This is a genomic window from Candidatus Nanopelagicus limnes (assembly GCF_002287885.2).
Classification (GTDB): Bacteria; Actinomycetota; Actinomycetes; order Nanopelagicales; family Nanopelagicaceae; genus Nanopelagicus; species Nanopelagicus limnae.
The window spans coordinates 1204100-1217786 of sequence record NZ_CP016768.2; the positions used below are offsets into that span (position 1 = coordinate 1204100).

Below are 13687 nucleotides of genomic sequence, written 5' to 3' on the forward strand. Positions count from 1 at the left end.
TGAGCCTATCTCTACTTGCTATTAATCTTTTGGATAAACAACGACGGTTTGTTCGCTTCGTTTAATTAAAGACTTAGGCGGGTTAGCAAGCAAAAGTGCATCAACCTCAGTTCTTAGTTTTGCCACCTCTAGTGACATATTTGCCACCGCCTCCTCCAGCTGCATAATGCGAGCAATTCCTGCAAGATTTATTCCTTCGCCAACTAATCTTTGAACATTACGTAATTTAACAATATCTAGAAGTGAGTATCTTCGGTTTTTCCCAACAGTTCTGTTGGGTGAAACAATTCCTAAACGATCATACTGACGTAGCGTTTGTGGGTGCATGCCAGATAACTCAGAGGCAACAGAGATTACATACACTGCTTCATCTTCTGGAATTTGATTTTCTTTATTCATTTTTTAGCCTTAGAAAATAATTCTTTTCGAGGATCAAAATCATTTGTTGCCTTATCAAAATCTTCAATTGCTTTTTTAGCAGCCCCGTCTACTCGCTGTGGAATGGCAACATCTAAAGTAATCATTAAATCCCCAGCATTTAAACCTTTTTTAACCCCACGACCTTTAACTCTTAATGTTCTACCTGATGGTGTGCCAGGTGCAATACGTACTGTTACTTCATCCCCATCCAAGGTTGGCACAGAAATATCTGCGCCCAATGTGGCTTCACTAAATGTAATTGGCAGAGTCACGTGAATATTTTCATCTTTTCTAGAAAATATTGGATGAGGTGTTACATGTATTAATACATATAAATCACCAGGACCAGCAGCTCCTGGTGCACCACGTCCTTTAATTTTTATCTTTGCACCATCTTTAATGCCAGCTGGAACTCTGGTTGTAATATTTGCTGGTGTTGATCCATTTGGTGAGAGCCGTAAATTTAATTCAGTGCCATAGATAGATTCTTTAAATCCAATTGAGGCCTCTGTTTGCAAATCTGCGCCATGGCGTTGACGAGCACCGCCAAATAATGTTGAAAAAATATCTCCGCCTGGACCAAATAAATCTGAAAAATCACCGCCATTAAAACCCTGTCCACCGCCATTAAAGCCAGGTGGAACTCTTCCTGATTTAACAGCTTCGCGAACTTCGTCATATTCTCGGCGTTTTTTATCATCACTTAATATGTCATAAGCCTCAGAGACTGCTTTAAAGCGATCCTCTAACTTTTTATCCCCTTTAGTTTTATCAGGGTGAAGCTCTCTAGCTAATTTTCGGTATTGTTTTTTAATGGCATCGCTATCAGCACCCTTTGAAACACCAAGGATTTGGTAGTAATCCTTTTCATATAAATCTTTAGCTGCCATTGAAAAATACTGCCTTAAGCGTTTGTTTGTGGATCGGTAACAGCAACTCGTGCTGGTCTAATTACACGATCTTTAAATTTATACCCCGGTTGCAAGATCTTTGATGCAGTTGGCTCAGTAACATCTGGTGAGCTCTCATGAGTTAGCGCTTCATGAATCTCAGGGTTAAATGGCACAGGGGCATCAGAAAATCTAGTTAACCCCAATTTTTCAACAATTGAGTTAATTCGATCTGCCACTGCTTTAAATCCACCAGTTAACTCACCATGTTCTGCTGCTCGATCAAGATCATCTAGAACTGGTAGGAACTCCATTAAAACAGCAGCGAACGCAAACTCAGTAGTTGAAACTCGATCACGATCTACTCGCTTTCGATAATTTGCATACTCCGCTTGCAAACGTTGTAAATCTGCAGTCAAAGTTGCAACTTCATCAACTACAACAGTTGCCTCATTTAATGCTTCATCAACTGCGTCAGAGAGTTCCTTCTCTGACGCAGCTAAGTTTTCTTCACTCATTACTTTTGCTCATCCACAACTTCAGCATCCTGCACACCATCATCGGATGGAGTATCACCGGCTGTTGCTTGCGCAGCATTTGCTGCATATAGAGCAGCACCTAGTTGTTGGCTGATCTCAGAGACTTTTTCAGTTGCACTCTTTATCGCTGAAAGATCATTGCCTTCGAGTGATTTCTTTAAATCTGCAATTGCAGTTTCAACCTCACTCTTCTTAGTGGCGTTCTCACCTTCGTTGAACTTATCAGCGTTGTCTTTTAAGAACTTTTCAGTTTGATAGACAAGTGAGTCGCCAGAGTTTCTAACATCTGCCTCTTCACGACGTTGCTTATCTTCATCAGCATGAGCTTCAGCATCTTTCATCATTCGCTCAATCTCATCCTTAGAAAGAGCGGAGCCACCGGTAATTGTCATCCGTTGCTCTTTGCCAGTACCAAGATCCTTCGCTGACACATGGACAATTCCATTTGCATCAATATCAAATGTGACCTCAATTTGTGGCACACCTCTTGGTGCTGGTGGTAGACCGGTTAACTCAAACATGCCAAGTTTTTTATTGTAAGCAGCCATCTCGCGCTCACCTTGGAATACTTGAATTTGTACTGCTGGTTGATTGTCATCAGCAGTTGAGAAGATCTCACTTCGCTTAGTTGGGATAGTTGTATTTCGCTCAATCAACTTAGTCATAACGCCACCTTTGGTTTCAATACCAAGGGATAGTGGTGTTACATCAAGTAGTAGAACATCTTTAACCTCGCCCTTTAAAACACCAGCTTGCAGCGCAGCTCCAACAGCTACAACCTCATCTGGGTTTACACCTTTGTTTGGCTCTTTGCCGCCAGTTAATGATTTAACTAAATCAACAACTGCTGGCATACGAGTTGATCCACCAACTAGAACTACATGATCGATATCTGCAATCGGAATTCCAGCATCCTTTAGGACTGCCTGGAATGGCTTCTTGCATCGCTCAAGTAGATCTGCGGTTAATCCTTGGAATTGCGCTCTAGTAATAGTCTCATCTAAGAAAAGTGGATTCTTCTCAGCATCAACTGTGATGTATGGCAGATTAATTGATGTTTGCGCAGAGGATGAAAGCTCAATCTTTGCCTTCTCAGCACCTTCACGAACACGTTGCATCGCCATCTTATCTTTTGTTAAATCAATTCCATTTTTAGCAGCAAAGGTTTTTACTAGGTGATCAACTAATGCTTGATCCCAGTCATCGCCACCAAGGTTGTTATCACCATTGGTTGCTTTAACCTCAACTACGCCTTCGCCAATTTCAAGAAGTGAAACATCAAATGTTCCACCACCAAGGTCGAAAACTAAAATGGTTTGTTCTTTATCGCCTTTATCTAAACCGTAAGCGAGCGCAGCAGCAGTTGGCTCGTTAACAATACGAAGCACATTAAGACCAGCAATCTCACCAGCCTCTTTAGTTGCTTGACGTTGCGCGTCATTAAAGTATGCCGGCACAGTAATTACGGCGTCCGATACCGTCTCACCCAAATAACTTTCGGCATCTCGCTTTAGCTTCATTAAAATACGAGCGCTAATTTCCTGTGGTGTGTACTTCTTTGAATCAACATCTTGAGCCCAGTTGGTACCCATATGTCTTTTGACTGAGCGAATCGTTCGCTCTACGTTGGTTACAGATTGTCTCTTTGCAACCTCACCAACTAATACCTCACCATTTTTTGCAAATGCCACAATGGAAGGTGTGGTTCTTGCACCCTCAGCATTTGCGATAACCGTTGGTTCACCACCCTCTAAAACCGCTACGCAGCTATTAGTGGTTCCTAAATCGATTCCGACCGCTCTGGCCATTTAAATATCCTCCTTGTTTTCGCTTACTTCTCTTGCGAGGCTGGTTTAACCCATCCTCATGGGAGTATTTTCAACCTTGAGTGCCCATTTAGTCAAAAGGTTGAGCCAGATAGGCTCAAGGTTGCTACCTAAAGAACTCCCCATGCGGGGTATTTATTCCCACAATGGGTAAACCAACTCAGAGCCCACCCCCTGACCTACCCTTAACCCGTGCTCGCACTCCTTGCCTATCTATTAACCGCTGCCGCAGTTGGCATCTTTGGTTATCGCGGCTTTGAGCTGTTTAAAAAAATATCAGCAGGTCAAAGTGATCCAACTCGTTTTGATAACAAGAGCAAGAGATTAAAAAATATGTTGGTGGAAGTTTTATCCCACACCAAGATGCTTAACTTCACCGTTACTGGAATTGCCCACTGGTTTGTAATGATTGGTTTTGGCGCCCTCCTTGGCACATTAGTAACTGCATATTTTCAGTTAACAAATCCTGCATGGACCTTGCCATTAATAGGACATTTCATTGGTTATGAATTATTTGTTGAGTTTATTGCTGCTGCCACCGGTGTTGGAATTGTTGCCTTAATTGGAATTAGACAATTTACTAGAGTTTTTAGAAAGGGAAGAAAGTCTAGATTTTTTGGTTCTGGTAACAAAAAGGCTTATTACGTTGAAGCAACTATTTTGGCAGTTGTCTTCTGCGTTTTCTCACTTCGTGGCTTAGAAGGAGCGCTAGCAGGCGTTGCCTCTTGGAATTGGCATTACGCAATCTCATACCCAGCTGTTTTATTCTTCAGTGATTACTCAACTGCTCAGATTGAAAACTTAATTAAAACAATTGCCTTCACCAAAATCACCGTTTCAATGGCCTGGTTTATTGTGGTTGGAATTAATCTAACAATGGGAATTGCTTGGCATAGATTTTTAGCATTTTTTAATATCTTCTTTAAGCGCAATCCAAGTAAATTAAATGCATTGGGTCCGCTTCCAGTAATGCTCTCTCATGGCAAAGAGATTAATTTTGAAGATCCAAAAGAGGATGATGTATTTGGTATTGGAAGCGCTGCTGATATATCTTGGAAAGGCCTTCTTGATATGTCTACCTGCACCGAATGCGGCAGATGCCAATCACAATGCCCTGCTTGGCATACTGATAAACCGCTATCTCCCAAGCTCTTAATCATGGCAATGCGAGATCACGCATTAGCCAAAGTCGGTACTGAAGCAGCATCTGCTACCAAGATTGTTGGTAACGCTCATGAGAATGCAATCTCATTAGATGTTTTATGGTCCTGCACAACCTGCGGCGCGTGCGTTGAAGAGTGCCCAGTTGATATAGAACATGTTGATCACATAGTTAATATGCGAAGATTTCAAGTCTTAGTTGAGTCTGAGTTTCCAACAGAGCTTGGTAACACATTTCGCAATTTAGAAAAAGCTGGCAACCCATGGGGGGCTAATAGAACTGATCGCGATGCTTGGATTAAAGAGGTTGATTTTCCAGTTACTGTAATTGATTCAGTAATACCGGAAGATGTTGAGTATTTATTTTGGGTTGGTTGTGCTGGCGCGTATGAAGAGCGGGCTAAGAAAACTACAAAAGCAGTTGCTGAGCTTTTATATATGTCAGGAGTTAGCTTTGGTGTTCTAGGAAAGCGTGAGACCTGCACCGGAGATCCTGCAAGGCGAAGTGGTAATGAGTTTTTATATCAGATTTTATCTAGAGAAAATATTGAAACACTGCAAGAGACTTTTGGTACTCGAGGAGTAAAGAAGGTTGTAGTTACCTGCCCGCATTGCTTCACAACAATTGGTAGAGATTACAAGCAACAAGGTTTTGAATTACAAATGGTTCATCACACCCAATTGTTAAATCAATTAGTTAAAGAGGGTAAGTTAAAACCAATAGCACCCGCTAAAGCCGACGCTAAGAAACTTACTTATCATGATCCTTGTTACCTAGGTCGACACAATCAAATTTATGAACCACCACGGGAGTTATTGGAATCAGCTGGTGTTGAGGTGAGTGAAATGCCTAGAAATAAAGAGCGATCATTTTGTTGTGGCGCAGGTGGTGGGCGAATGTGGATGGAGGAAAAAATTGGCGAGCGCATCAACTTAAATCGTGTTGATGAAGCAATCGCAACAGGTGCTGAGGAAGTAGCAGTTGGTTGTCCGTTTTGTCGCGTGATGGTCTCTGATGGAATGGTGGCTAAGAACAGCTCTGTTGAAGTTCTAGATGTTGCTCAGATAATGCTGCGCAGCGTGAAAAGATCAGGCTAAAGCACACTCGATTCTCAGGAAACCCTCAGGATGGTAGATAATCATCATCCTTGAGGTGATGCCAAATGACAACTCTTAAAGAAAGAGTAAGTAGTAGCCAAGAAGTTAATCAGAGCACGCAGCGAATTCTCGTTGTAGATGATGAGAATTCAATTAGTGAACTCATTGCCACCAGTTTAAAGTTTGTTGGCTTTGATGTTAGAACAGCTGCCTCTGGCTCTGCCGCCCTGCAAATTGCGCAGGAGTTCAAACCACACGCATTAATTCTTGATGTGATGCTGCCTGACCAAAATGGTTTTGAGGTTTGCCGGCAACTTCGAAGTGAAGGTCATAATGTTGGCGTTTTGTTTTTAACTGCTAAAGATTCAGTTGAAGACAAGATTGCGGGCTTAACAATTGGCGGGGATGATTATGTAACTAAACCTTTCTCATTAGAGGAGTTAGTTGCTCGCCTGCGCGCACTTCTTCGCAGAACTGGCGCCACGCAAGTTTTAGCAGATGATGAAAAAATTAGATTTGCAGATCTTGAATTAGATGAAGCAACTCATGAGGTTAGACGAGCTGGCAATCTAATTGATCTCTCACCTACTGAGTTTTTATTACTTCGCTACTTAATGATTAATGCTGATCGAGTAGTAAGTAAATCTCAAATCTTAGATCATGTTTGGCAATATGATTTCAGAGGAGATATGGGAATTGTGGAGACATATGTTTCCTATTTACGAAAGAAAATTGATATCTATGAACCAGCCTTAATTCACACAGTACGAGGTGTTGGATACCGCTTAAGGTTGCCAGCAGGTAAGTAATTGATAACAATTAGCAGATGAATTCACCGTTAAGTCGGGTGCGCACTCCGCTCTCACTTTGGAGCTTGCGCAACCGACTTATCTTGGCCTCTGTTGTTCTAGCTAGCTTTGCAATCATTGCCTCAGATTTTGCAGCAAATGCTGCTCTTCGCACCTACCTGATCTCCCAAGTAGATGATCAGTTAATTAATATCTCAAATACCTCTCTAAATCGCTTAGATCGTGCTGGTATTGCACCCCTTGAAGCAGATGATAAAAACTCACCATTTAAAATTTTAGAACCACTTCGTGGTGTGCCAACTGCAACTTCAATTACATTATTAGATGTTGATGGAAATCTAATTGGTCAGGTTGGTGGTGAGTTAGGTGATAAAAACTTTGCCGTAACTGGGATGAAAATCGATGAGGTTAGTCAGTATAGAAATCTCCCCTTCACCATTGAAGGTAAAGATGGTCAGCCTGATATCAGAGCGCTTGCCCAGATGTTGCCAACTGGAATGGGAAGTGTGATTGTTGCTGATTCCTTGGAGAAGGTTGATAAAACTTTAAGCCAACTTCGTTTTCTATTTTTAATTTTAGGAACAATTGCATTAATTGCAATTGCTATGGCAGCCAGATGGATTATCGCGCTCGGTTTAAAACCTTTAGAGGCGGTTGAAGATACAGCTGAAGCGATTGCTGCGGGTGATCTTTCAGCACGTTTGCCGGCTGCAAAACCAGATACTGAAGTTGGCCGTCTTACTACCTCACTTAACACGATGCTTGCCCGAATTGAAGAGTCCTTTACTGCTCGAGTGGAAAGTGAAAATAAGTTAAGAAGATTTGTCGCAGATGCCTCCCATGAACTTCGCACACCACTTACTGCTATTCGCGGCTTCGCTGAATTACATAGACAAGGTGCGGTAGTTGGGGAGGAAAAAACAAAAGAATTAATCAATCGAATTGAAAAAGAATCAGTTCGAATGAGTTCACTTGTAGAGGATTTATTACTGCTTGCCCGGCTTGATCAATCACGTGAATTAGATAAAGAACCAGTTGATTTAAATACCTTAATCACCGAAGCGGTAGCTTCAGCAAGAGCTGCAGGGCCAAATCATCCAATTGAAATAAAACTTGAGGCAAGTGAGATATTTGTTTTGGGTGATTCCCAGCGCATCCATCAAGTGATTGCAAACTTATTAGCAAATGCCAGAGCCCACACACCAAATGGCACAGAAATAAGTATTACTGCAATGCAAGGAGTAAGTGAAACAACGATTGCCGTTTCAGATAAAGGGCCAGGATTATCAAGGGCTGATCAGGATCGAATCTTTGAAAGATTTTATCGAGCAGATCCGTCACGGGTTAGAAACTCTGGTGAGGGAAGTGGTCTTGGATTATCAATTGTTGATGCAGTTATGAAAGCCCACGGTGGTTATGTAAGTGTTAAATCTGAAGTTGGACAGGGTGCAACTTTTACCCTGCATTTTTTAAATCAGGAGTAACTAACTACTCAACTTTACTTTTATGAAAGTTCAACCAAGATTTTGATGGTGTTGGACCACGTTGGCCTTGATACCTAGAACCATAAACTGCTGATCCATATGGATGCTCAGCAGGAGATGATAATTTGATTAAACAAAGTTGGCCGATTTTCATTCCGGGAAATAATTTCACTGGCAGATTAGCAACATTAGAAAGCTCAAGTGTTATGTGTCCAGAAAAACCTGGATCAATAAATCCTGCTGTTGAATGAGTTAGTAAACCTAGGCGACCTAAAGATGATTTACCCTCTAAGCGACCTGCAATATCATCAGGCAAAGTTATAACTTCATATGTACTTGCCAATACAAACTCACCTGGATGCAAAATAAAATGCTCATCCGGAGTTACCGCAACCTCGCGAGTAAGCTCTGGTTGTTCTATTGATGGATCAATAACTGAATATTTGTGGTTTTCAAAAACTCTAAAAAAACGATCGAGCCTTACATCAACACTTGATGGCTGCACCATCACCTCGGTGAAAGGTTCAACCTTTACCCGTCCGGCGGAGATCTCTGCGCGAATATCGCGATCACTTAGTAGCACAATCGCAGACCCTATCCTGAATAACAAAATTGTGAGGGTAAAACCTACTGGCGGGTATTGATTAAGTTACCCGCGGGTAGCATGCTTGTCCCATGGGCCATTACATAGCCAATCTGCGCGATATTGAGTTTTGTCTTTTTGATTTATTGGAACGTGAATCAATTTTAGGAAAATCAATATATAAAGATTTAGATCGTGAAACTGCAATGGGCATGCTTGAAGAGGTTAAGCGCATGGCAGAAAATGATTTAGCTGCCTCATTTATTGATGGTGATCGCCAAGAAGTTAAGTTTGATCCAAAAACTGGAGATGCAAAATTACCTGAATCTTTCAAAAAATCTTATAAAACTTTTATGGATAACGAGTGGTGGCGAATTGATGCACCAGTTGAGTTAGGTGGCACAGCAATTCCACCATCTATTCGTTGGGCAATTGCTGAAATGGTTTTAGGATCAAATCCTGCAATTCATATTTACGCCTCCGGTACCGCCTTTGCTCATGTTGCTTATGTTTTTGGTACACCAGAACAAAAGAAGGTTGCAAAGTTAATGGTTGATAAGCAATGGGGTGCAACCATGATGCTTACCGAACCTGATGCAGGCAGTGACGTTGGCGCTGGTCGTTCTAAAGCTGTTAAGCAAGCAGATGGCACATGGCACATAACTGGCACAAAAAGATTTATTACCTCAGGTGATTCAGATCTTACAGAGAACATTATTCACTTTGTGTTGGCACGTCCTGAAGGTGCGGTTGCTGGCACTAAAGGATTAGACCTCTACATGATTCCAAAGTTTATGTTTGATTTTGAAACTGGCGCACTTGGAAAACGAAATGGTGTTTATGTAACTAAATTAGAGGAGAAGATGGGCCTGCATGTTTCAACAACATGTGAAATGAATTTAGGTGAAAAAGAGCCTGCGGTTGGATATTTATTAGGTGATGTTCATGATGGCATTGCGCAGATGTTTAAGGTTATTGAGTATGCCCGCATGATGGTTGGAACTAAAGCAATTGCAACATTAAGTGCTGGTTACCAACAAGCACTTTCTTACGCTAAAACACGTGTGCAAGGCCCTGATTTAACAGTTGCTAAAGATAAGAACAGCCCACGAGTTGAAATTATTAAGCACCCAGATGTTCGCCGTTCTTTGATGGTACAAAAGTCATACTCTGAAGGAATGCGCGCGCTAGTTCTTTACACGGCAACGATTCAGGACTCATTCCAGTTAGCTCAAGCCGAGGGCACAGATAAAGAAAAGATTGAAGATTTACACCTAATTAATGACTTGTTGCTGCCAATTGTTAAAGGGTATGGCAGCGAGAAATCTTGGACATTACTTGGTACTGAGTCATTACAAACCTTTGGTGGCTCTGGCTTTACTACCGATTGGCCACTTGAGCAGTATGTAAGAGATGCCAAGATCGATACTTTGTATGAAGGCACAACTGCTATTCAAGGTTTAGATTTCTTCTTCCGCAAGATTGTGAGAGATCGTGGTCGTTCCATAACAATTTTAGGTAAAGAAATTGCCAAATTTGCATCCGCTGGTGGAAATCTGCCAGAGGAGAAAAAAGCTTTGCTTAAAACACTAGAAGATGTGCAGGCAATGATTGGTCACATGGTTGGTGTGGCAATGGAATCACAGGAGAATCCAAAAGAGATTTATAAGGTTGGACTTAATACCTCAAGATTATTAATGGCAACTGGTGACTTAATTATTGCCTGGTTGCTTCTTCGCCAAGCAGATATTGCACAAAATAAGTTAGCAACAGCTGGTAAAGATACTGAGTTTTATAACGGTAAAATCGCCTCAGCTAAGTTTTTCGTAAGATCTGTCCTTCCTCATATCTCAGTTGAAAGAGCTGTTGTTGAGTCTGAGACTGGTGAAATTATGAACATTGCTGAAAGTGCCTTTTAAATTTAATTAAATTACTCGCTTAATGTAAGGTGCTTCTTGTGAAACATCGCGCCGAATTCTTAATGATCTCAGCTGCAATGCTATTTGCTCTTGGTGGAGTGGCAGCAAAGGTTTTGCGCTCAGCTGATATGGATGCATTCCGATTAACTCAAGTCAGAATTACTGGCGCAGCCATACTCCTACTTTCATTTGCCTTATATAAAGGTAAGAAGCAGTTATATGCCAGAAAAGATGAGTTGAAAGACCTACTTATTTTTGGAATTGTCGGTGTATCAGCAGTTACCTCTTTTTACTTCTTCGCAATTAAATATCTTTATGTTTCAGTTGCATTAGTAATCGAGTTCACCGCATCGATTTGGATTGTTCTCTACCTAAGATTCATTAAGAAAAAGCAGATTTCACCAATTATGTGGTGGGGAATAGCCTGTGCGTTCTCCGGTCTTTTCTTACTCTCCCAAATTTGGACCGGCACAACACTTCACCCACTTGGGGTTGCAGTTGCCTTTGCAGATGCATTTGCCCTAGCTGTTTACTTCTTACTTGCCGATCGCCTATCTCAGACTAGAACCTCTCTTTCTTTAATGACTTGGGGAATTGGTATCTCAGCTATTTTTTGGGCCTTAGTTTTGCCTTGGTGGAACTTCCCGTTTGAATTCCTGACTAGTACATACCGCTTAGAAGGCAACCTTTCTAACTACAGCGCACCTGGATGGGCACTAGTTCTTTGGATAATAATTATTGGCACAGTAATTCCATATCTTTTAACTGTTACCGGTATTCGTGAGTTATCAGCCAGCACTGGCAGTGTGATCGGAATGATTGAACCACTTTTTGCTGGCGCAATTGCTTGGTGGTTATTAAGTGAAGCATTTAATACAACACAACTAATCGGATGCGCAGTTCTACTAGCTGGAATTTATCTGGCTGATAAGGCAAGGTCGCAAGTTAAAGAATAATGAGCGGTTTTGATGATTTATTTGCAGCAAATGCTGAATTTATTAAAGGGTTTAAATCCCAAGATTTAACTGGTGAGGCTAGAAAAGGGTTAGCAATTGTCACCTGCATGGACTCTCGAATTGATCCACTTCGAATCGTTGGAATGAGTTCAGGCGATGCCAAGATATTAAGAAACGCTGGAGCTAGAGTTACAGAAGATGTGCTTCGAACTTTAATTCTTGCAACTACCTTGCTAAATGTAAGCAGAGTTTTAGTGATGCCACATACTGATTGCAGAATGGCTAGTGGTACTGAAGAACAGATTCATGCAACTATTTTAGAAAGAAGTGGCATAGATACTAGAAGTGTTGAGATTAGAACTGTTAGCGATCAGGTCTCTGCCTTGAAATCTGATTTGGTTAGAATTGTACAATTCCCGCTACTGCCAAAAAATATCGAAGTAGTTGGCGCTATTTATAATGTTAAGACAGGTGAGCTGAAAAAGATTTAGTTGTCTTTAACAAACTTCTCAGTTGGCGCAAAGTTGGCTGCCATATCGGTAAAGCGAGCCAAGTGAAGTTGAGCTGAAACGGTAATTGTTCGAGTTGGTCCATTTCGATGCTTTGCCACAATTAAATCAGCCTCACCAGATCTATTTTGTGAGTCATATAAATCTTCACGGTGAAGCAAGATAACCACATCTGCATCCTGCTCAATCGAACCAGATTCACGAAGATCTGAAAGCATTGGTTTCTTATCTGATCTTTGCTCTGGGGATCGGTTTAGCTGTGAGATTGCAACTACTGGAACATTTAACTCTTTAGCTAATAATTTTAATTGACGAGAGAACTCAGAGACTTCTTGCTGACGATTTTCAACTCGCTTGCCGCTAGTCATAAGTTGCAAGTAATCGATCACGATTAACTTTAAGTTATGACGCTGCTTTAATCTTCTCGCCTTTGCTCTGATCTCCATCAGTGAAAGATTTGGTGAATCATCAATGAATAATGGTGCATCTGAAATCTCACCCATTCGACGGGCCATCTTCGCCCATTCTTCTTCACCTAATTGACCAGATCTAATGTTATTAAGTGGAACTCTGGCCTCTGCTGAAAGCATTCTCATTGTAATTTCAGAACGGCTCATTTCAAGTGAGAAAATAACTGAAGTCTCTCGCTTATGAATTGACGCATAACGAGCAATATCTAAACCAAGTGTTGATTTACCAACTGCAGGACGAGCTGCAAGCACAATCATATTTCCTGGATGAAAACCATTTGTTAACGCGTCTAGATCTTTAAATCCAGTTTTAACACCTTCGCCAACTACACCAGCTGAAATCTTTTCAATCTCATCATATGCAGCAGGAAGTAACTCAGAAAGTTGAACATAATCTTCCGCCTCTCTTCTTTCAGTTACTGCATAAACCTCTGCTTGTGCTTGATCAACGGCGTCATCTACTTCACCTTCATCGGTGTAACCAAGTTGCACAATCTTGGTGCCAGCTTCAACAAGTCTGCGCATAATTGCGCGCTCACGAATAATCTTTGCGTAGTAACCAGCATTAGCAGCGGTTGGAACGGATGAGATCAAAGTGTGAAGGTATGGCGCACCACCTGCTCTAACTAAATCTCCACGTTTTGTTAACTCAGCTGAAACTGTTACTGGATCTGCTGGTTCACCTCTGCCATACAGATCAACAATTGCATCATAAATTAATTCATGTGCTGGTCGATAAAAATCACGCTCTCTTAAGATCTCAACAACATCACTGATTGCATCCTTTGATAAAAGCATGCCGCCTAAAACAGATTGTTCAGCGATTACATCTTGTGGTGGGGTACGCTCAAATTCAGCAGAGTTGTTTTTGCCTCTGCTGGAATTACTTGGAAACTCTGCGATGCTCATACAACAACCCTCCCATCTACCCCTGACAACTACCTGAAAAGCATTGTCATTTAATCTTTTTAAGCCTAGGAAGCAAAGATAATCCCTTTACTAACCCCTAGATACAGCCAATTG

12 protein-coding genes are annotated in these 13687 nt (G+C 41.4%); 6 read left to right on the plus strand and 6 right to left on the minus strand.

Annotated features, from left to right (window positions below):
* Positions 1-21: 21 nt before the first annotated feature.
* Genes B1s21122_RS06160 through dnaK form a run of 4 tightly spaced genes read right to left on the minus strand, consistent with a single transcriptional unit; the run spans position 22 to position 3657 of the window.
* Positions 22-399: a heat shock protein transcriptional repressor HspR gene (locus B1s21122_RS06160; protein ID WP_095680142.1), complete on the minus strand. Its 378-nt coding sequence runs from the start codon at positions 397-399 to the stop codon at positions 22-24.
* Positions 396-1310, minus strand: coding sequence for a DnaJ C-terminal domain-containing protein (locus B1s21122_RS06165; RefSeq protein WP_095680141.1), 915 nt, complete (start codon positions 1308-1310; stop codon positions 396-398). The genes B1s21122_RS06160 and B1s21122_RS06165 overlap by 4 nt, the downstream gene beginning before the upstream one ends.
* 14 nt (positions 1311-1324) lie before the next feature.
* Positions 1325-1828 (minus strand): nucleotide exchange factor GrpE, encoded by a 504-nt coding sequence (gene grpE / locus B1s21122_RS06170; protein WP_095680140.1) that lies wholly within the window; start codon positions 1826-1828, stop codon positions 1325-1327.
* Positions 1828-3657 (minus strand): molecular chaperone DnaK, encoded by a 1830-nt coding sequence (gene dnaK / locus B1s21122_RS06175; RefSeq protein WP_095680139.1) that lies wholly within the window; start codon positions 3655-3657, stop codon positions 1828-1830. Before dnaK ends, grpE begins: the two co-directional genes overlap by 1 nt.
* A gap of 210 nt (positions 3658-3867) precedes the next feature.
* Here dnaK and B1s21122_RS06180 point away from each other — a divergent pair, with 210 nt between their 5' ends.
* The 3 genes from B1s21122_RS06180 to B1s21122_RS06190 all read left to right on the plus strand — a co-directional run bounded on the left by B1s21122_RS06180 (position 3868) and on the right by B1s21122_RS06190 (position 8227).
* Entirely contained in the window at positions 3868-5934 is a 2067-nt protein-coding gene (locus B1s21122_RS06180; protein WP_095680138.1) for a (Fe-S)-binding protein, read from the plus strand.
* Between the two features lie 65 nt (positions 5935-5999).
* Complete coding sequence (locus tag B1s21122_RS06185; RefSeq protein ID WP_095680137.1) at positions 6000-6743, plus strand: response regulator transcription factor; 744 nt, start codon at positions 6000-6002, stop codon at positions 6741-6743.
* A gap of 17 nt (positions 6744-6760) precedes the next feature.
* The gene (locus tag B1s21122_RS06190) at positions 6761-8227 is read left to right on the plus strand and encodes a sensor histidine kinase (RefSeq protein WP_095680136.1); all 1467 of its coding nucleotides are present in this window, start codon (positions 6761-6763) and stop codon (positions 8225-8227) included.
* Positions 8228-8231: 4 nt separating this feature from the next.
* On the opposite strand, the gene dcd is transcribed toward B1s21122_RS06190, so the two are convergent.
* Complete coding sequence (gene dcd / locus B1s21122_RS06195) at positions 8232-8810, minus strand: dCTP deaminase (protein ID WP_095680135.1); 579 nt, start codon at positions 8808-8810, stop codon at positions 8232-8234.
* A gap of 92 nt (positions 8811-8902) precedes the next feature.
* Between dcd and B1s21122_RS06200 the strand changes: the two genes are divergently transcribed.
* Genes B1s21122_RS06200 through B1s21122_RS06210 form a run of 3 tightly spaced genes read left to right on the plus strand, consistent with a single transcriptional unit; the run spans position 8903 to position 12176 of the window.
* Positions 8903-10729: an acyl-CoA dehydrogenase gene (locus B1s21122_RS06200; RefSeq protein ID WP_095680134.1), complete on the plus strand. Its 1827-nt coding sequence runs from the start codon at positions 8903-8905 to the stop codon at positions 10727-10729.
* A gap of 38 nt (positions 10730-10767) precedes the next feature.
* Positions 10768-11685, plus strand: a complete 918-nt coding sequence (locus B1s21122_RS06205) for a DMT family transporter (RefSeq protein WP_095680133.1) — start codon at positions 10768-10770, stop codon at positions 11683-11685.
* On the plus strand, positions 11685-12176 hold the full coding sequence (locus B1s21122_RS06210) for a beta-class carbonic anhydrase (RefSeq protein WP_095680132.1): 492 nt from the start codon (positions 11685-11687) through the stop codon (positions 12174-12176). The genes B1s21122_RS06205 and B1s21122_RS06210 overlap by 1 nt, the downstream gene beginning before the upstream one ends.
* Here B1s21122_RS06210 and dnaB read toward each other — a convergent pair.
* Positions 12173-13573 (minus strand): replicative DNA helicase, encoded by a 1401-nt coding sequence (dnaB, locus tag B1s21122_RS06215; RefSeq protein ID WP_095680131.1) that lies wholly within the window; start codon positions 13571-13573, stop codon positions 12173-12175. The genes B1s21122_RS06210 and dnaB overlap by 4 nt on opposite strands.
* Between the last annotated feature and the right edge of the window lie 114 nt (positions 13574-13687).

What these genes read in the sequence shown, in the direction of transcription:
- B1s21122_RS06165 (WP_095680141.1), bottom strand. Translation starts at nt 1,310, where the DNA reads ATGGCAGCTAAAGATTTATATGAAAAGGATTACTACCAAATCCTTGGT.
- B1s21122_RS06185 (WP_095680137.1), top strand. Translation starts at nt 6,000, where the DNA reads ATGACAACTCTTAAAGAAAGAGTAAGTAGTAGCCAAGAAGTTAATCAG.
- dnaB (WP_095680131.1), bottom strand. Translation starts at nt 13,573, where the DNA reads ATGAGCATCGCAGAGTTTCCAAGTAATTCCAGCAGAGGCAAAAACAAC.
- dnaK (WP_095680139.1), bottom strand. Translation starts at nt 3,657, where the DNA reads ATGGCCAGAGCGGTCGGAATCGATTTAGGAACCACTAATAGCTGCGTA.
- B1s21122_RS06160 (WP_095680142.1), bottom strand. Translation starts at nt 399, where the DNA reads ATGAATAAAGAAAATCAAATTCCAGAAGATGAAGCAGTGTATGTAATC.
- B1s21122_RS06210 (WP_095680132.1), top strand. Translation starts at nt 11,685, where the DNA reads ATGAGCGGTTTTGATGATTTATTTGCAGCAAATGCTGAATTTATTAAA.
- B1s21122_RS06190 (WP_095680136.1), top strand. Translation starts at nt 6,761, where the DNA reads ATGAATTCACCGTTAAGTCGGGTGCGCACTCCGCTCTCACTTTGGAGC.
- grpE (WP_095680140.1), bottom strand. Translation starts at nt 1,828, where the DNA reads ATGAGTGAAGAAAACTTAGCTGCGTCAGAGAAGGAACTCTCTGACGCA.
- B1s21122_RS06200 (WP_095680134.1), top strand. Translation starts at nt 8,903, where the DNA reads ATGGGCCATTACATAGCCAATCTGCGCGATATTGAGTTTTGTCTTTTT.